The organism is Mycobacterium sp. 012931 (assembly GCF_000419295.1).
Lineage (GTDB): Bacteria > Actinomycetota > Actinomycetes > Mycobacteriales > Mycobacteriaceae > Mycobacterium > Mycobacterium marinum.
Map to the genome: position 1 here is coordinate 5,420,677 of NZ_AOPX01000001.1, position 14,729 is coordinate 5,435,405.

At 67.4% G+C, this 14,729-nt stretch carries 14 protein-coding genes; 5 read left to right on the forward strand and 9 right to left on the reverse strand.

Going from position 1 to position 14,729, the window contains the following annotated elements:
• The first annotated feature begins 3 nt into the window (after window positions 1-3).
• From menJ to MMSP_RS23745, 3 genes are read left to right on the forward strand one after another with little or no spacing between them, the layout of a single operon-like run.
• Window positions 4-1,242 (forward strand): menaquinone reductase, encoded by a 1,239-nt coding sequence (gene menJ / locus MMSP_RS23735; RefSeq protein ID WP_012392833.1) that lies wholly within the window; start codon window positions 4-6, stop codon window positions 1,240-1,242.
• Between the two features lie 53 nt (window positions 1,243-1,295).
• Window positions 1,296-1,985 (forward strand): methyltransferase domain-containing protein, encoded by a 690-nt coding sequence (locus MMSP_RS23740; protein ID WP_020788657.1) that lies wholly within the window; start codon window positions 1,296-1,298, stop codon window positions 1,983-1,985.
• 32 nt (window positions 1,986-2,017) lie between these two features.
• Entirely contained in the window at window positions 2,018-2,353 is a 336-nt protein-coding gene (locus MMSP_RS23745; protein ID WP_011738950.1) for a DUF732 domain-containing protein, read from the forward strand.
• An 18-nt stretch (window positions 2,354-2,371) separates the two neighbouring features.
• On the opposite strand, the gene MMSP_RS23750 is transcribed toward MMSP_RS23745, so the two are convergent.
• The 3 genes from MMSP_RS23750 to MMSP_RS23760 are packed head-to-tail and all read right to left on the reverse strand — an operon-like array spanning window position 2,372 to window position 5,568.
• The gene (locus MMSP_RS23750; RefSeq protein WP_020788658.1) at window positions 2,372-3,067 is read right to left on the reverse strand and encodes a demethylmenaquinone methyltransferase; all 696 of its coding nucleotides are present in this window, start codon (window positions 3,065-3,067) and stop codon (window positions 2,372-2,374) included.
• 28 nt (window positions 3,068-3,095) lie between these two features.
• On the reverse strand, window positions 3,096-4,403 hold the full coding sequence (locus tag MMSP_RS23755) for a hypothetical protein (protein WP_020788659.1): 1,308 nt from the start codon (window positions 4,401-4,403) through the stop codon (window positions 3,096-3,098).
• Window positions 4,393-5,568, reverse strand: coding sequence for a sulfotransferase (locus tag MMSP_RS23760; protein WP_036427514.1), 1,176 nt, complete (start codon window positions 5,566-5,568; stop codon window positions 4,393-4,395). The genes MMSP_RS23755 and MMSP_RS23760 overlap by 11 nt, the downstream gene beginning before the upstream one ends.
• 124 nt (window positions 5,569-5,692) lie before the next feature.
• Here MMSP_RS23760 and MMSP_RS23765 point away from each other — a divergent pair, with 124 nt between their 5' ends.
• Complete coding sequence (locus MMSP_RS23765) at window positions 5,693-6,199, forward strand: MarR family winged helix-turn-helix transcriptional regulator (RefSeq protein ID WP_020788661.1); 507 nt, start codon at window positions 5,693-5,695, stop codon at window positions 6,197-6,199.
• Here MMSP_RS23765 and MMSP_RS23770 read toward each other — a convergent pair.
• From MMSP_RS23770 to MMSP_RS23795, 6 genes are all read right to left on the reverse strand, one after another.
• Window positions 6,196-7,347 carry a glycosyltransferase family 1 protein gene (locus MMSP_RS23770; RefSeq protein WP_020788662.1) on the reverse strand — a complete coding sequence of 384 codons (1,152 nt, stop codon included), beginning with the start codon at window positions 7,345-7,347 and terminating at the stop codon, window positions 6,196-6,198. The two genes, MMSP_RS23765 and MMSP_RS23770, sit on opposite strands and share 4 nt — an antisense overlap.
• 75 nt (window positions 7,348-7,422) lie before the next feature.
• Window positions 7,423-7,947: a DUF3592 domain-containing protein gene (locus MMSP_RS23775; RefSeq protein ID WP_012392826.1), complete on the reverse strand. Its 525-nt coding sequence runs from the start codon at window positions 7,945-7,947 to the stop codon at window positions 7,423-7,425.
• Complete coding sequence (menD, locus tag MMSP_RS23780) at window positions 7,944-9,590, reverse strand: 2-succinyl-5-enolpyruvyl-6-hydroxy-3-cyclohexene-1-carboxylic-acid synthase (RefSeq protein WP_020788663.1); 1,647 nt, start codon at window positions 9,588-9,590, stop codon at window positions 7,944-7,946. Before menD ends, MMSP_RS23775 begins: the two co-directional genes overlap by 4 nt.
• 63 nt (window positions 9,591-9,653) lie before the next feature.
• Window positions 9,654-10,442, reverse strand: coding sequence for an alpha/beta fold hydrolase (locus MMSP_RS23785; RefSeq protein ID WP_012392824.1), 789 nt, complete (start codon window positions 10,440-10,442; stop codon window positions 9,654-9,656).
• Window positions 10,435-11,418, reverse strand: a complete 984-nt coding sequence (locus tag MMSP_RS23790; RefSeq protein WP_020788664.1) for an o-succinylbenzoate synthase — start codon at window positions 11,416-11,418, stop codon at window positions 10,435-10,437. The genes MMSP_RS23785 and MMSP_RS23790 overlap by 8 nt, the downstream gene beginning before the upstream one ends.
• Window positions 11,415-13,019, reverse strand: a complete 1,605-nt coding sequence (locus MMSP_RS23795; protein WP_012392822.1) for an amidohydrolase — start codon at window positions 13,017-13,019, stop codon at window positions 11,415-11,417. Before MMSP_RS23795 ends, MMSP_RS23790 begins: the two co-directional genes overlap by 4 nt.
• Window positions 13,020-13,107: 88 nt before the next feature.
• On the opposite strand from MMSP_RS23795, the gene fadD8 reads away from it, so the two are divergent.
• Complete coding sequence (gene fadD8, locus MMSP_RS23800) at window positions 13,108-14,709, forward strand: fatty-acid--CoA ligase FadD8 (RefSeq protein ID WP_015354515.1); 1,602 nt, start codon at window positions 13,108-13,110, stop codon at window positions 14,707-14,709.
• Window positions 14,710-14,729 lie beyond the last annotated feature (20 nt).

A 14,729-nucleotide genomic window follows, 5' to 3' on the forward strand; every position in this document is an offset into this window, starting at 1 on the left:
AGCGTGGAAACCAGAGTTCCCAGAGCCCTTGGCGCCGACCTGGTGGTCGTGGGCGCCGGACCGGCCGGGTCGGCGGCGGCCGCCTGGGCCGCCCGAGCGGGCCGGGATGTACTTGTCATCGACTCCGCCGGTTTCCCCCGCGACAAGGCCTGCGGCGACGGGCTGACCCCGCGCGCGATCGCCGAGCTGCAGCAGCTGGGCCTCGGCGAATGGCTGGCCGGCCGTATTCAGCACCGGGGTCTGCGCATGAGCGGATTCGGCGGCGAGGTGGAAATCGGCTGGCCCGGCCCGTCTTTTCCGGCGTACAGCAGCGCGGTGGCCCGGCTCGAACTCGACGATCGGATCCGCAAGGTCGCCGAGGAGTCCGGGGCCCGCATGCTGCTCGGCACAAAAGCCGTCGCGGCCCATCATGACTCGTCAAGGCGAGTGGTATCGCTGACGCTGGCCGATCGGACCGAGGTAGCCTGCCGACAATTGATCGTCGCCGACGGCGCACGGTCGTCCCTGGGGCGCAAGCTGGGCCGCCGCTGGCATCAGGAGACCGTCTACGGCGTCGCCGCACGGGGATACCTGACCACTGCCCGCAGCGAGGATCCGTGGCTGACCTCCCATCTGGAACTGCGCTCGCCAGACGGAGCGGTGCTGCCCGGCTACGGCTGGATCTTCCCGCTGGGCAACGGCGAGGTGAACATCGGGGTGGGAGCGCTGTCGACCACCAAACGGCCGGCGGACCTGGCGTTACGACCGCTGATGTCGTACTACACCGACCTGCGCCGGGACGAATGGGGCTTTACCGGCCAGCCCCGTGCGGTCGCCTCGGCGTTGCTGCCCATGGGCGGCGCGGTGTCGGGGGTGGCCGGGCCGAACTGGATGCTCATCGGTGACGCCGCAGCGTGCGTCAACCCACTCAACGGGGAGGGCATCGACTACGGCCTCGAGACCGGGCGGCTTGCCGCCGAACTCCTGGATTCCCCCGACCTGTCGCAGCTGTGGCCGTCGCTACTGCAGGCGCACTACGGTCGTGGGTTCTCGGTCGCACGCAGGCTGGCGCTGCTGCTGACCTACCAACGGTTCCTGCCCACCACCGGACCGGTGGCGATGCGCTCGACGGCACTGATGAAGGTCGCCGTGCGGGTGATGGCCAACCTGGTCACCGAGGAGGACAGCGATTGGGTGGCACGGCTGTGGCGCGGCGGCGGACGGGCATCACGGCTGATCGATCGTCGCCCGCCGTTCCACTGAGGCCCTATATCAATTTCATTGACATGTATCAGGCTCGTTGATATACAAGAGGCATGACTGAATCATTGGATTTGCAATTCGAAACCGCCTATCGCGGCGAATCCGCAGAGTTCGGCGCGGGCATCAGGCCCCCGTGGAGCCTGGGCGAACCCCAGCCCGAACTCGCCACCCTGATCGAGCAGGGCAAGGTCCATGGCGAGGTGCTCGACGCGGGTTGCGGGGAGGCCGCCCTCGCATTGGCGCTGGCAGGACGGGGCCACCCGGTGGTCGGCTTGGACATGTCCCCCACCGCCGTCGAGCTGGCCGGGCGCGAGGCCGCGCGCCGCGGCCTGACCAACGCCAGCTTCGCGGTGGCCGACATCACCGATTTCGCCAGCTATCCGCCGGAGTCGGCGGGGCGGTTCAACACCATCATGGACAGCACGCTGTTTCACTCCATGCCGGTCGAACTCCGCGAGGGTTACCAGCGTTCGATCGTACGGGCGGCCGCCCCGGGCGCGTCCTACTTTGTGCTGGTCTTCGACAAGGCCGCGCTTTCCGGCGACGGCCCGATCAATGGCGTCACCGAAGAAGAGTTGCGTAACGCGGTGTCCAAGCACTGGGTGATCGACGAGATCCGGCCGGCCCGCATTCACGCCAATCTCCCGCCGGAAGTATCCGGGATGCCCGCCTTCGACGCTCGCGACGAACCCGAGGGCCGCAAGTCCGTCGGTGCGTGGTTGCTCTCAGCCCATTTGGGCTGATGGCACACCCCATGCGGTGTATAGTCCAGCTAATGAAGGGTAGAAGGCTGGCCACAATCGCCGCGACTGCGGTAGCTGCCGTCGGACTGGCGGCGCCGGCGCAGGCTGACGACTACGACGCCCCTTTCAACAACACGCTGCACAGCTTCGGGATTTACGGCCCGCAGGACTACAACGCCTGGCTGGCCAAGATCAGCTGCGAGCGAATGGACCGGGGCGTTGACGGCGACGCGTACAAGTCGGCGACTTTCTTGCAGCGCAACCTGCCCCGTGGCACCACCCAGGGCCAGGCGTTTCAGTTCCTGGGCGCGGCGATCGACCACTACTGCCCCGCGCATGTCGGGGTCCTGCAGCGGGTCGGCGCTTAGGTCTATTGGCCGGGTCGTTTAGACCGGCTGGGGCTTGTACCCGGCGTGCAATGCCACGATTCCGCCGGTGAGGTTGCGCCAGCGCACCGCCGACCAGCCGGCCCGCCACATCTGCTGGGCCAACGCCGCCTGGTCCGGCCACGCCCGGATCGACTCGGCCAGGTATACGTAGGCCTCGGGATTGCTGGACACCGCGCGCGCCACCCGCGGCAGCGCCCGCATCAGATACTCCTTGTAGACCGTGGCGAACAACGCACTGACGGGCGTGGAGAATTCACACACCACCAGCCGTCCCCCGGGCCGGGTCACGCGCGCCATCTCGCGCAGTGCGGCGGAGAAATCGACCACGTTGCGCAGCCCGAAGCTGATGGTCACCGCGTCGAAGACATCGTCGGCAAACGGCAGCCGGGTGGCATCACCGGCAACCTTGCACACCTTGCGTTCATGGCCCGCGGCGAGCATCCCAACCGAGAAGTCAGCCGCCACGCACCAGGCCCCGGACTTCGCCAGCTCCACCGTGGATACCGCAGTCCCCGCGGCCAGATCCAGCACCTTGTCACCCGGACCGATGCGCAACGCCGATCGGGTGGCCCGCCGCCAATATCGGTCCTGCCCCAGCGACAGCACGGTGTTGGTCAGGTCGTAACGACGAGCGACGCCGTCGAACATCGACGCGACGTCTCGGGGGTCTTTGTCCAGGGCCGCGCGACTCACCTCGGAGACGCTACCCGACAGCGTCGCGTCAATACTGGCGGTATCGGCGCTGGACGTGCTCCTGGCGGACGCTGATCTGCCGGCGCCTTTCCTCGACGGACACGGTGCGGGTGTCCGCGGGCAGGTGCTGACGCACGCTGGCCAGGGGCACCTTTACGGCGCTGGCCTTGGGCAATTCGGACGGCGGGTCGCAGTACGTCCACCGCAGGGTCAGGAATCCGTCCAGGCGCCCGGCGGTGTCGAGCCAGTTGGGCACGCCGGGGTCGGTGTCGGCGATGACGTAGCGGATCCTCGCGTCGGCATCGGGTTCGGACTGAAATCCGTTGAGACTGCACGCGTGGTTGGCGTAATCCAGGGATTCGCCCCACAGGTTGGACAGATGAAATCCCATGTAGGCCGGCGGTACCGGAACGACGACCTCGACCAGCAGCGCGTCGTCGGCGCGCAGGTCATAGACCCCGCCGCAGTAGACGTTGGTGCTCTGGCCGCCACCCATGGCAAGGTTGGCCAGCGCAGGCTCATTGAGTGAGTTACGGGGCATCAGCGTGAACCCATCGCCGTTCTTGTCACCGTGCGCCTCGAGGACCACGTCGTAAAACTCGTTCCAGAACCGCATCTGGTTCTCGACGATCGTGCCGAGGCGACGCATGTTCTGGGCCACGACGGCGGGATCGGCCGGCTCGGGCTGGGCTCCCTGCTTGCCGATCTGGACGATGTGCAGATCGGGCGACATCTCGTGTTCCCAGTCGTGAAACAGTATGCGGGCGATCAGAAAACGCGCGGTGGCGGTCCCGTCTGGGGTGCGGGTGGCAATGAAGTTGCCGGTGTGCTCGCCGGGCCGGCGCGGGCCCAGCAGGATCTCGAATCGGCCATCCTCGCCGACGGCGAGATCGGCGGTGTCCAGCGCCCCGGTTACCACGCGTCCGCCCGGCATGAGCTCGGCAAGGCCGCCGGTGTCTCCGGCATAGTCGGTGTGTGCCTCAAAGATGAGGTATTGCGGAGGCTTTGGGCCGACGAACCGGCCGGTTACCCGATAACTCTGCGCGCCGTCGATCGGCGCCGACAGGTATAAGGCGTCGGCGTTGTCGATGGTCGCCTTGTCCAGCGGTTGGATGGCACGCCGAAAATACGGGAAGTCGGGATTCTCGCCGAAGGCGCGTTCGATGCCACTGAAAACAAATCCCAGCAGGTATCCGTATCCGTCCGCGAGGCCGGCGGCGGTGACCGGAGGAGCATGCAATTCGGCGGAGTCCACGGCATCGCGCGCCCGGGTCAGCGCGTCGATCATGTCGGTCCAGGCCGCGTGCAGGCTGGCTTGGCTTGTTTCAGCGGACATGCGCGTCTGTTCCTTCTGTTCTTGCCGCTGCCTCTGTGTCCCAGTGGTATTCATCGAACAAGTCGGCCAGCCGGGTGTGAATCTCGCGGGAGTCCAGTCCGAATTCCTCCAAGCTGTAGCGGTGGGTTGATTCGTGCCCGCTGCCCGAGGCGGCCGCCGCGAACGCCTCGGCGGCCGCCGGCCCCATGTCGAGTTCCAACTGCCGGTAGATCCGGCGCATGGTGACCTCCGGTTGGGCGATCAGTTCGCGGTAATCCACCAGGACCGAACGAACCTCGCGATGTCGGGCCAAGACGTCGAGTGGATGCTGGTAGGAATCCAACGATTGCTCGGCCAGCACCCGCAGCGACTTCTCGACCAAGCGCTGATCGCGGCCGCGCAGGCCCCATTCGGTCTGCAACAACTTCAGCAGGCTCGGAATCGTCTCATCCGGATTGCGCAGGGGCACAATAAACCTGGCGTCCGGAAAGGTCTCGATCAGCGCTTCGACCCGACCGCAGAAGGTGGGGTTCTTACTCAAGTGCGTACCGCCACCATTGACCGCGATCTGGCGCCGGACGCACCCCTTGTAGAAGGCCATCGCCCGTCGCCGCTTGCGTTGCGGCCAGCGATCGACATGGTAGAAATCGAGTTCGCCCATGAACGGGAACATCAGGATCCAGAACCCTGAGCACAGTGACCAAGTCAAAAACGCGTCGTCCTCTTCCGGAACGAAGAACCCGGTCTTGTGCATGTCGCCGGTCGGGGCGAAGCGACGCTTTTCGATCTCGTCGAGCCGGTGCCGCAGACGCTTTCCGAATACCGCGGCATCGACCCGAAAAAGCAGGCGCAGCAAGCGTTTCTCCAACAACGACGGAAAGAACAGCTCGTACATCATCGCGTAGCTGAACTGGGGGTCATTGGCCATCAGCCGATGCAGATAGGTGGTGCCGCTGCGGGCGTGCCCGATACAGAACACCGGTGCCACCACTTGGGTGCGGCGCAATGACCCGAACAGGATGGGATCGAGCGCGAAGCACACCGCGTGGATCGCGGCGATGGCCGGCACCGCGACCGCGAACCCGAAGAAGCGCCGCCAACGCGCCGCGGCGGGCGGGTCGCGGCGCAACAGCCGCAGCATCGTGCGGTAGTTGGGCCAGTCGAAATAGAAACCCGTTCCCAGCATGAACACTCCTGCGCGCAAGCCAATTTCGGTGGCCGGATGTCGCGGTCCAGCTATCTATACTTTATTGACTATGTCAAGTAGTTGCCGATACTGTCGCGTTCATGCGGGTCTTCACTACCGGCGGGTGCGCGCTGGCCAGACCGGGGCGAATGTGGCGTCTGCACGCAAGCTGACGGCGGTTGCCGCCATCAGTGCCACCCTCGCCCAAATCGTCCGGCTCAGCATCAGTCGATCGGCGTTCGCCGGTCAGGCATCGGCGGCCAACACCGAGCTGTCGCAGCCTTCCTATGTTCTGCTTCGCGTCCTGATCGACGAGGGCCCATTGCCGTTGAGTCGACTGGCCAGGTTGGCGCACATGGATGCCGGGATGGCCACCCGCCGGGCGCGAGCCCTGGTCGAGGCCGGGCTGGTCACCCGGCACACCGATCCCAACGACGGGCGGGTGTCGGTGATCGAGGCGACGCCGCAGGGCCGGCGTGCCGCGGGGGCACTGCACGAGGTGCGAAGGGATCACTTGGCGCGAGCGCTCTCGGGCTGGTCGGCGGCCGAACTCCACGAGTTCAACCGACTCCTGTCGAAGTTCCTCACCGACATCAAGAAGACGCCGATCGTCGATACCGCAACGCGCTAGGCGCGCCGCCTTCGCCACAACCAGTCTTGGGCCCGCCCGGTCGGTGCGAGCACCTCCGCATAGTGGTCAAGCAACTCGTCACAGATCACCGACCAGCTGCGGCCCAACACGCTGCGCCGGGCCGCCTGCGAATAGCGCTGGCGTTCGTGGACCAGGTGCGCGACCGCGGCCGGCAACTGCGTCTCGAACCCGTCGACGGGAAGCAGCAGGCCGGTCCGTTGTGGGGTAACCAGGTCGCGGGGTCCGCCGGCGTCGGGGGCGATCACCGGCAGCCCCGACGCCAGCGCTTCCTGCACGACCTGACAGAACGTCTCGTGTTCACCGGCGTGCACAAAGACGTCCATGCTGGCGTACGCCGCAGCGAGCTCGTCACCGTACAGGGCGCCGGTGAAAACCGCTGTGGGCATAGCCAATTCGAGTTTGCGCCGGTCGACTCCGGCGCCGACGATCACGAGCGTGACCGCGCCCGATGCCGCCAGCCCAGCGAGCCGTTCGGCATGCTTCTCGGGCGCCAGCCGACCCACGAATCCGACGATCGGCCGCCCGTCCGCCGACCATCGCCGGCGCAGCGACTCGTCTCGCGCCGACGGCGCGAACCTGATCAGATCGACGCCCCGCGCCCATCGGTGCACCCGCGGGAAGCCCTGGTCGAGCAGGGTTTGCATGGTCGAAGTGGACGGCGCCAGGGTGCGGTCGGCAAGGCCATGCAGGTGGCGAAACCAGGCCCAGGCCGCCCGTGAGGTTGCCGCGATGCCGTAGCTGGCCGCGAAGCCCGGCACATCGGTTTGGTACACCGCCACGGTGGGCACGCCAAGACGTCGCGCCGCCCGCAGCGCGCCGTAGCCGAGCAGCGCCGGTGAGGCCAGGTGCACCACGTCAGGTTCGAATCCCCGCAAGACCCGCAGGATTCGCGGGGTTGGCACCCCCAGCGGCAGGGTGGTCACTTTCGGGAACATCCGCGCCGGCGTCCGGTGCACTCGGACGCCGTCATGCAGCCGGTCGGCCCTGGGCTCACCGGGAGGATTGTCGGGCGCGATGACCAAGGCTTCGTGACCGGTCCGGCGCAGATGCTCGAGTACCCGAACCACCGAGTTGCTGACACCATTGACGTTGGGCAAGAACGACTCGGCGACGATCGCAACGCGCACGCCACCACCGTGTCAGCGTCGACTGTCGGCAAGGTTGCCGCCGGGCATACGGGGCGCGAAATCTGCCGGCACGCCCTATGGCGTGGACATCGTGTCCGCCCGCTGGTCCGGCCGTTTGTCCAGCCGCCTATCCAGCAGGGCCAGACCGACGAGCGCAACAGTCGCCACCAACCAGGCCACCACCGCGATGGAGCCGGCGGGGATGATCGCCAGCCCGGCGTTGCGGTGCTGCACGCGCACCAGATTGGGATCCCTCTTGTTGTACTCGACGTAGATGCGCATACCGGTGGCCAGCTCAGACGGGTACAGCACACCTAATTCGGGCCGGTAGGTCACGCGGTCGGGGGTGACGAATTCGATGGTTGAGCGCCGTGGCCCGGCGCTGAGCACCTCGGCCTGTGCGACCCCCATGTTGCGATCGATGGCCAGGTCATTGCGCCACGCGCCGGCCACCAGCAATATCGACTGCAGCGTGACCAACCCGGTGAGGATCAACACCGAGATCCGGATCCAGCGCACCACTGTCCTGGCCGGCGTGTCCGGCATCTCTTCGGTGGTGCCGTGGATCAGGATGCGCAGCAGCTTCTTGGGCGAGGTCATAGCGCGGCCTTGATGGCGGCGTGCAGTTGCCGCAGCGAGGAGCGGTCCGCCTTGACCTCGAGCACCCGCAGGCCGCTGCCCGGCTCGTCCAGCGCGGCCGGCAACTGGTCCACTTCGATCTGCCTGTTCTCCACGTGGTAGGCCCGGCACAGTGCGCCCACGTCGACGTCGTGGGGGGTGCCGAAGATCCGCGACGAGACATCGGAGAACCGCGGATCCCCCTGCTCGAGCAGCTCAAAAATGCCGCCGCCATTGTCGTTGGACACCACGATCGCCAGCTGCCGCGGTGTCGGTTCGGTAGGGCCGATCAACAAGCCGGAGCTGTCGTGGACGAACGTCAAATCACCGATCAGCGCGACGGTGCGCCCGTGATGATCGCGTTCGTAGCCCAGCGCGGCCCCGATGGCCGTGGACACGGTGCCGTCGATACCGGCGACCCCTCGATTGGATCGCACCCGCAGGCCCGCAGTGTCCAGGCCGACCAGGGCCGCATCGCGCACCGGGTTGGACGCGCCCAGCACCAGCTGGTCGCCGGGGCGAAGCGCGCCGGCAACGGCCGCCGCGACGTGCAGGCCGGTGGTCAGCGGGTGCGCGGCAAGCTGCTCGCGTACCGCCGCAACCGCGTGGCGGTTCATCTGCGCGCAGCGGTCCAGCCACGACGGGTTCGGGGTGCCCGTGACGATCGCCCGGGTTCCGGTGGCCTGCGAGTTTCCCGACACATCCGGCCAGCGGGGCCCGGTCGTCAACGCAAAGACCGGCACTTCGGGATCGGCCAGCAAGGCCGATACCGGCCGGTGCAGCGTCGGGCGCCCCAGCATGATCACCTGCCGGGGCCGCAGCAGCGGCAGTGCCAACGGGTGCAAAGGGTTGCCACCGGACGGCGCAGCCGGTGCTGTCGGCTCGGCGATGGTGGGTAGCTGCACCAGGTTGGGGTGCACACCGGCGCCGTGCCCGGCGATGACGACGGTGTCGGCGGACAGGTCGATTTCCAGCGGTTGGTCGAAGGTGACCGGTGGGGTGTAGGTCCACGGCCGGCCCTCCGGGCGTCCCGGCGGGGTCACCGCACCGTGGGGATCCGGGTCGGGCACCAGCGGTTCCCGCAACGGAATGTCAAAGTGCACCGGGCCGGCGTTGGCGGTACGCGACCCCATGGCGGCCGCCAGCACCCGGCACGTGGCCGATCGCCACGACGCGTTGAGGGAGTCCAGGCGTTCGTGCGCATCCTCGGCCAGACCCAGGCTGATCGTGGCACGCACTTGAGTGCCGAAGTAGCCCAGTTGCTCCATGGTCTGGTTGGCCCCGGTGCCCAGCAGTTCGTAGGGCCGGTTCGCCGAGAGCACGATCAGCGGCACCCGGGCGTAATTGGTCTCCACCACCGCCGGGCCGAGATTGGCCACCGCGGTACCGGAGGTCATCGCCACACACGCCGGCGCACCCGCCCCGACGGCCAGCCCGATGGCCAAGAAGCCGGCGGTGCGTTCGTCGATGCGAACGTGCAGCCGAATGCGACCGGACCGGTCGGCGTCCTGCAACGCGAAGGCCAGCGGCGCGTTGCGCGAGCCGGGGCACAGCACCACATCGCGAACCCCACCGCGGATCAACTCGTCAACGACAACGCGGGCCTGTGTCGTCGAAGGGTTCACCAGTACAGGGTGTCACAGCCGAACGCTGCGCCGGCTATCGAGCCGCACCGGCTACCGCGGCGCTCAGCCCCTGGTGCCGGCAAAGAATTTCAGCGCGGCCGTGTTGACGGCTTCGGGGCGTTCGAAGAACCCGAGATGCCCGGCGTCGGGTATCTGCAGATAGCGACCGTTCGGCAGGCTGTCGGCGACCTCGCGCCCCAGGTACGGCGGGGTGACGATGTCGTCGGAAAAGCCGATTACCAGCACCGGCGCGGCGATGTTGCGGTAGGCGGGCAACCGGTTGGTCAGCGGCGCGGCGTCGAGTTGGCAGCGCAAGCCCGGGGTCTGCTTGATCGGCCACATGGAGAACATCGCGAGCCAGTCGCCAACGGCCGCATCGTCATTGAGCGTCTTGCGGGAAAAGTTCTCCAGCAGGCGATCTTTCACATCGTAGGTCGACGGCATCCTGGCGCCGGAGTCGTACAACTCCGCCTCGGCGTCGTGGAAGAACTTGCGGGCACGGTCCAGGCGGCCGCGGGTGGCCATCAATACGGCGGAGTTGACCAGCTCGGGACGCACCACCATCAGCTCCTGGGCGATGAATGAGCCCATCGACACCGCGACGATGCGCACCGGGCCGATGCCCAGGGATTCGATCAACGCTGCGGTGTCGTTGACCATCGTCTGCGTGGTAAAGCCCTCGGCGTTCTCGGTAGCACCGATGCCACGGTTGTCGAAGGTGATGCATCGGTATCCCGCCGCCAGGAACGCCGGAACTTGGTGGGGCTGCCAGGTGCGTCCGGCACCGCCGCGACCGGCGATAAAAAGGACCGGCTCACCGGTCCCTTTGTCGTCGTAAGCGAGGTTAATCACCCGATCGACGGTACAGCAGCGGGTAGCAGGCCTTGATCCGGTCGATCCACCACTGCCGCCGATCCGGCGCGGCGCCCAACGCCCGCAGCCGGGCCGGGTCCGGCGCCACCCGCTGCGGGGCCAGCGCGCCGTCGACCGGGATGGCGGGCTCGGCCACGTCCTCGACGAAAAGCCCGCCCGTGCCCAATCCGCAGGCGTGCTGCAGTTGCGGTAGGGCCGCGGCGGCGCTCAACCCGGCCGCTATTCCGACGGCCGAGTCCAGCGCGCTGGAGATCACCACCGGGATGCCGATTTGCGCGGCGATGTCCAGCAGCGCCCAGACCCCGCCCAGTGGGGCGACCTTGAGCACCGCGACATCAGCAGCCCCCGCGCGCACCACCGCCAGCGGGTCCTCGGCCTTGCGGATGGCCTCATCGGCGGCGATGGGCACTTCGATGCGCCGGCGCAGCTCGGCGAGTTCACCGACGGTGGCGCAGGGTTGTTCGAGGTACTCGAGCGGGCCGTCGGCCGTCAGGGCAACGGCGGCCTGCGCCGCTTGGTCGACGCTCCAGCCACCGTTGGCGTCCACCCGAACGGTCGGGACCAGAGCGCGCACGGCGTTGACCCGCTCGACATCGCTGGCGAGCGTCTGTCCGGGCTCGGCGACCTTCACCTTGGCGGTGCGGGCGCCGGGGAACCGGGCCAAAAGCTCGGGGACTTGGGCGGGGGGCACCGCCGGCACCGTCGCGTTGATGGGGATGCGCCCGCGTCGCACCGGTGGCGGCTGGCCGTAGGCGGCGTCGATGGCCGATGCCAGCCACGCGGCCGCTTCCGGGGGCTGGTATTCGAGGAACGCCCCGAATTCGCCCCACCCCGAGGGCCCCTCGATCAATGCCACTTCCCGGGTGGTGATGCCGCGAAAACGAACCCGCATCGGTAGGGCCACGACCTGCAGTCGGTCCAGTAGATCCGGCAGGGTGGCCGGCCCGGGTATCACTTCCGATAGACCTGGCGGCCCGCCAGGAAGGTGGCTCGCACCTCCAAGTCGGCGATCTCCTCCGGCGGCACCGTCCGCGGATCCGCCGAGAGCACCACCATGTCCGCGTACTTGCCGACTTCCAGCGAGCCGATGATGTCGTCGGCGAACATCTGCCAGGCGGCATCGATGGTCTGCGCCCGGATCGCCTGCTCCACCGTCAAACGCTCCTCGGGAGCCAGCACCCTGCCGCTGGGTGCGACCCGGGTGGCGGCCACGCTGATGTTGCGCAGCGGCTCCTCGGGTGTCACCGGCGGGTCGTTGTGCAAGGAGATGCGCATGCCGGTGGCCACCGCGGAACCCGCGGGCATCCACCGCGACCCCCGTTCGGGGCCGAACAACCCATCGACGATGACGTCACCCCAGTAGTGGATCTGGTCGACGAAAATGCTGCAGGTGACGCCGAGGTCGGCGGCCCGGCGGAGTTGTTCGGGCCGGATGGCACCGACATGCTCTAGCCGCAATCGGTGGTCCGGACGCGGGTTGCTCCGCAGCGCCTCTTCATAGACATCCAGGATGGTGTCGACCCCGGCGTCGCCCTGCACGTGGCAGGCGATCGGCCAACCGAGGGGAAAGTAGGCACCCACGATTTCGGCCAGCTGTTCGCGGGTGTAGTTGGCGCATCCGCAGGAACCAGGTGTCACACCGATGGTGCGGGTGGCGGCGGTGTCCAGGTAGGGAAAGCTCAGATCGATGTTGCCGATCCAGGGCGAGCCATCCACCCAGATCTTGATACCCACCTGCCGGAGCATGTCGTCGCCGTCTCCCGGCGAGGCCTCGGTGGACAGCTGCGCGTTGGAAATCTCGTAAGTGCGCAGCCGGACCGTCAACTCATCGCGGAGCTGCTCGACCAGCGGCCGAAACCCTGGATCGAACGCCATCTCCGAACACGTGGTCAGCCCGGCCCGGTTGAGCCGGGCGCACTCGGCGCGCAGCATCGCCGGATAGTTGCTGGGATCGGTCACACCGGCCAGCAGCGGCAGCACCGCACCGGTTTCCTCGGCGGTGCCGTCGAGTTCGCCGTTGGCGTCGCGGCCGTATTTCGCTCCCTTGGGATCGGGGGTGTCGCGAGTCAGGCCGTTGAGCCAGGCAGCGTGCGTATTGAAGTAGGCCTTGTGACCCGAGTTGTGGATGATCACCAGCGGCCCGTTCGGCGCGATGTCGTCGAGCCAGGCCAGCGTCGGTTCCGGCAGCCCCGGCTGCAGCAACGGATCCCAGCCGATCAGGTAGGCACCGGCCGACCCGCGCTCACCGGCTTCGCGGCAGATCTCGGCCACCACGCGTTCGGAGTCGCGGACGGTGACCGGCCGGATATCGACGATCCGGCCCGAGAGCACAATCGCTTCCATCAGCGGATGGCCGTGTGCCTCGACGAACCCCGGCATGAGACAACCCGAACCCAAGTCGATGGTGCGGGTGCCCTCCCCGATCAGGCCCGCGACCTCGGATCGGTCCCCGACGGCGACGATCCTGCCGTCAGTGACGGCGATCGCCTCGGCGGTGGGCCTGGTGTCGTCGACGGTGAGCACGGTTCCGGTAATGACGACATCTGCATCGGCCATGAACAGCGATCCTAGTGATTCGGGCCCGGAAAAGGTCAGGCCCGAGGGCGCAGCTGAGCAGAATTGCAACACGTTCTAGTCTGGCCATATGAGTGACGATCTGTTGCGCAATCCAACTCACAACGGCCACCTGCTGGTGGGCGCGCTCAAGCGACACAAGAACCGGCCGGTGCTGTTCCTGGGCGACACCACGCTCACCGGTGGACAGCTGGCCGAGCGGATCAGCCAGTACATCCAGGCGTTCGAGGCACTGGGCGCCGGCACCGGGGTCACCGTCGGCCTGTTGTCACTCAACCGCCCCGAGGTGCTGATGATCCTCGGCGCCAGCCAGGCTCGCGGCTATCGCCGTACCGCGCTGCATCCGCTGGGTTCGCTCGACGATCACGCCTACGTGCTCTCCGACGCGGGGGCCAGCGCGCTGATCATCGACCCCAACCCGATGTTCGTCGAGCGGGCGCTGGGACTGCTGGAAAAGGTGGACTCGCTCGAGCAGGTCCTGACCATCGGACCGGTACCCGAAGCCCTCGAGGACCGAGCGGTCGACCTGTCCGCGGAAGCGGCCAAATACCAGCCGAAGCCGCTGGTCGTCGCCGACCTGCCGCCGAACCACATCGGCGGCCTGACCTACACCGGCGGCACCACCGGCAAGCCCAAGGGAGTGATTGGCACTGCCGGCAACATCACCGCCATGACCTCGATCCAGCTCGCCGAATGGGAATGGCCCGAGCACCCGTGGTTCCTGATGTGCACACCTCTGTCGCATGCCGGGGCCGCTTTTTTCACCCCCACCGTTGTCAAGGGCGGCGAGATGATCGTGCTGGCCAAGTTCGACCCGGGTGAAGTGTTGAGGGTCATCGAAGAACAGCGCATCACCGCAACCATGCTGGTGCCGTCGATGCTGTACGCGTTGATGGACCACCCGGATTCACACACCCGCGATCTGTCCTCGCTGGAGACCGTCTACTACGGCGCTTCGGCCATCAACCCGGTGCGGCTGGCCGAGGCGATCGACCGGTTCGGCCCCATCTTTGCGCAGTACTACGGGCAATCCGAGGCGCCAATGGTGATCACCTACCTGCCCAAGGCCGATCACGACGAGAAGCGGCTGACCTCCTGTGGACGCCCGACGCTGTTCGCCCGGGTGGCATTGCTGGGTGAGGACGGCAAGCCGGTACCGCAGGGTGAGCCGGGTGAGATCTGTGTCAGCGGGCCGCTACTGGCCGGCGGTTACTGGAACAAACCGGACGACACCGCGCAGACTTTCCGAGACGGCTGGCTGCACACCGGCGACATGGCCCGCGAAGACGAGGACGGCTTCTATTTCATCGTCGACCGGGTCAAGGACATGATCGTCACCGGCGGCTTCAATGTGTTTCCCCGTGAGGTCGAGGACGTCGTGGCCGAGCACTCGGCGGTCGCGCAGGTCTGCGTGGTCGGGGCACCGGATGAGAAGTGGGGCGAGGCCGTCACCGCGGTGGTGGTGTTGCGTGCCGACGCGGCCCGCGATGACGCCGCGATCGAGACCATGACCGCCGAGATCCAGGCCGCGGTCAAGCAGCGCAAGGGCTCGGTGCAATCGCCCAAGCAGGTGGTGGTCGTCGACTCGTTGCCATTGACCGGGCTGGGCAAGCCGGACAAGAAGGCCGTCCGGGCACGGTTCTGGGAGGGCGCCGGCCGCGCTGTGGGCTGAATGGCCGGCTCGGACCGATT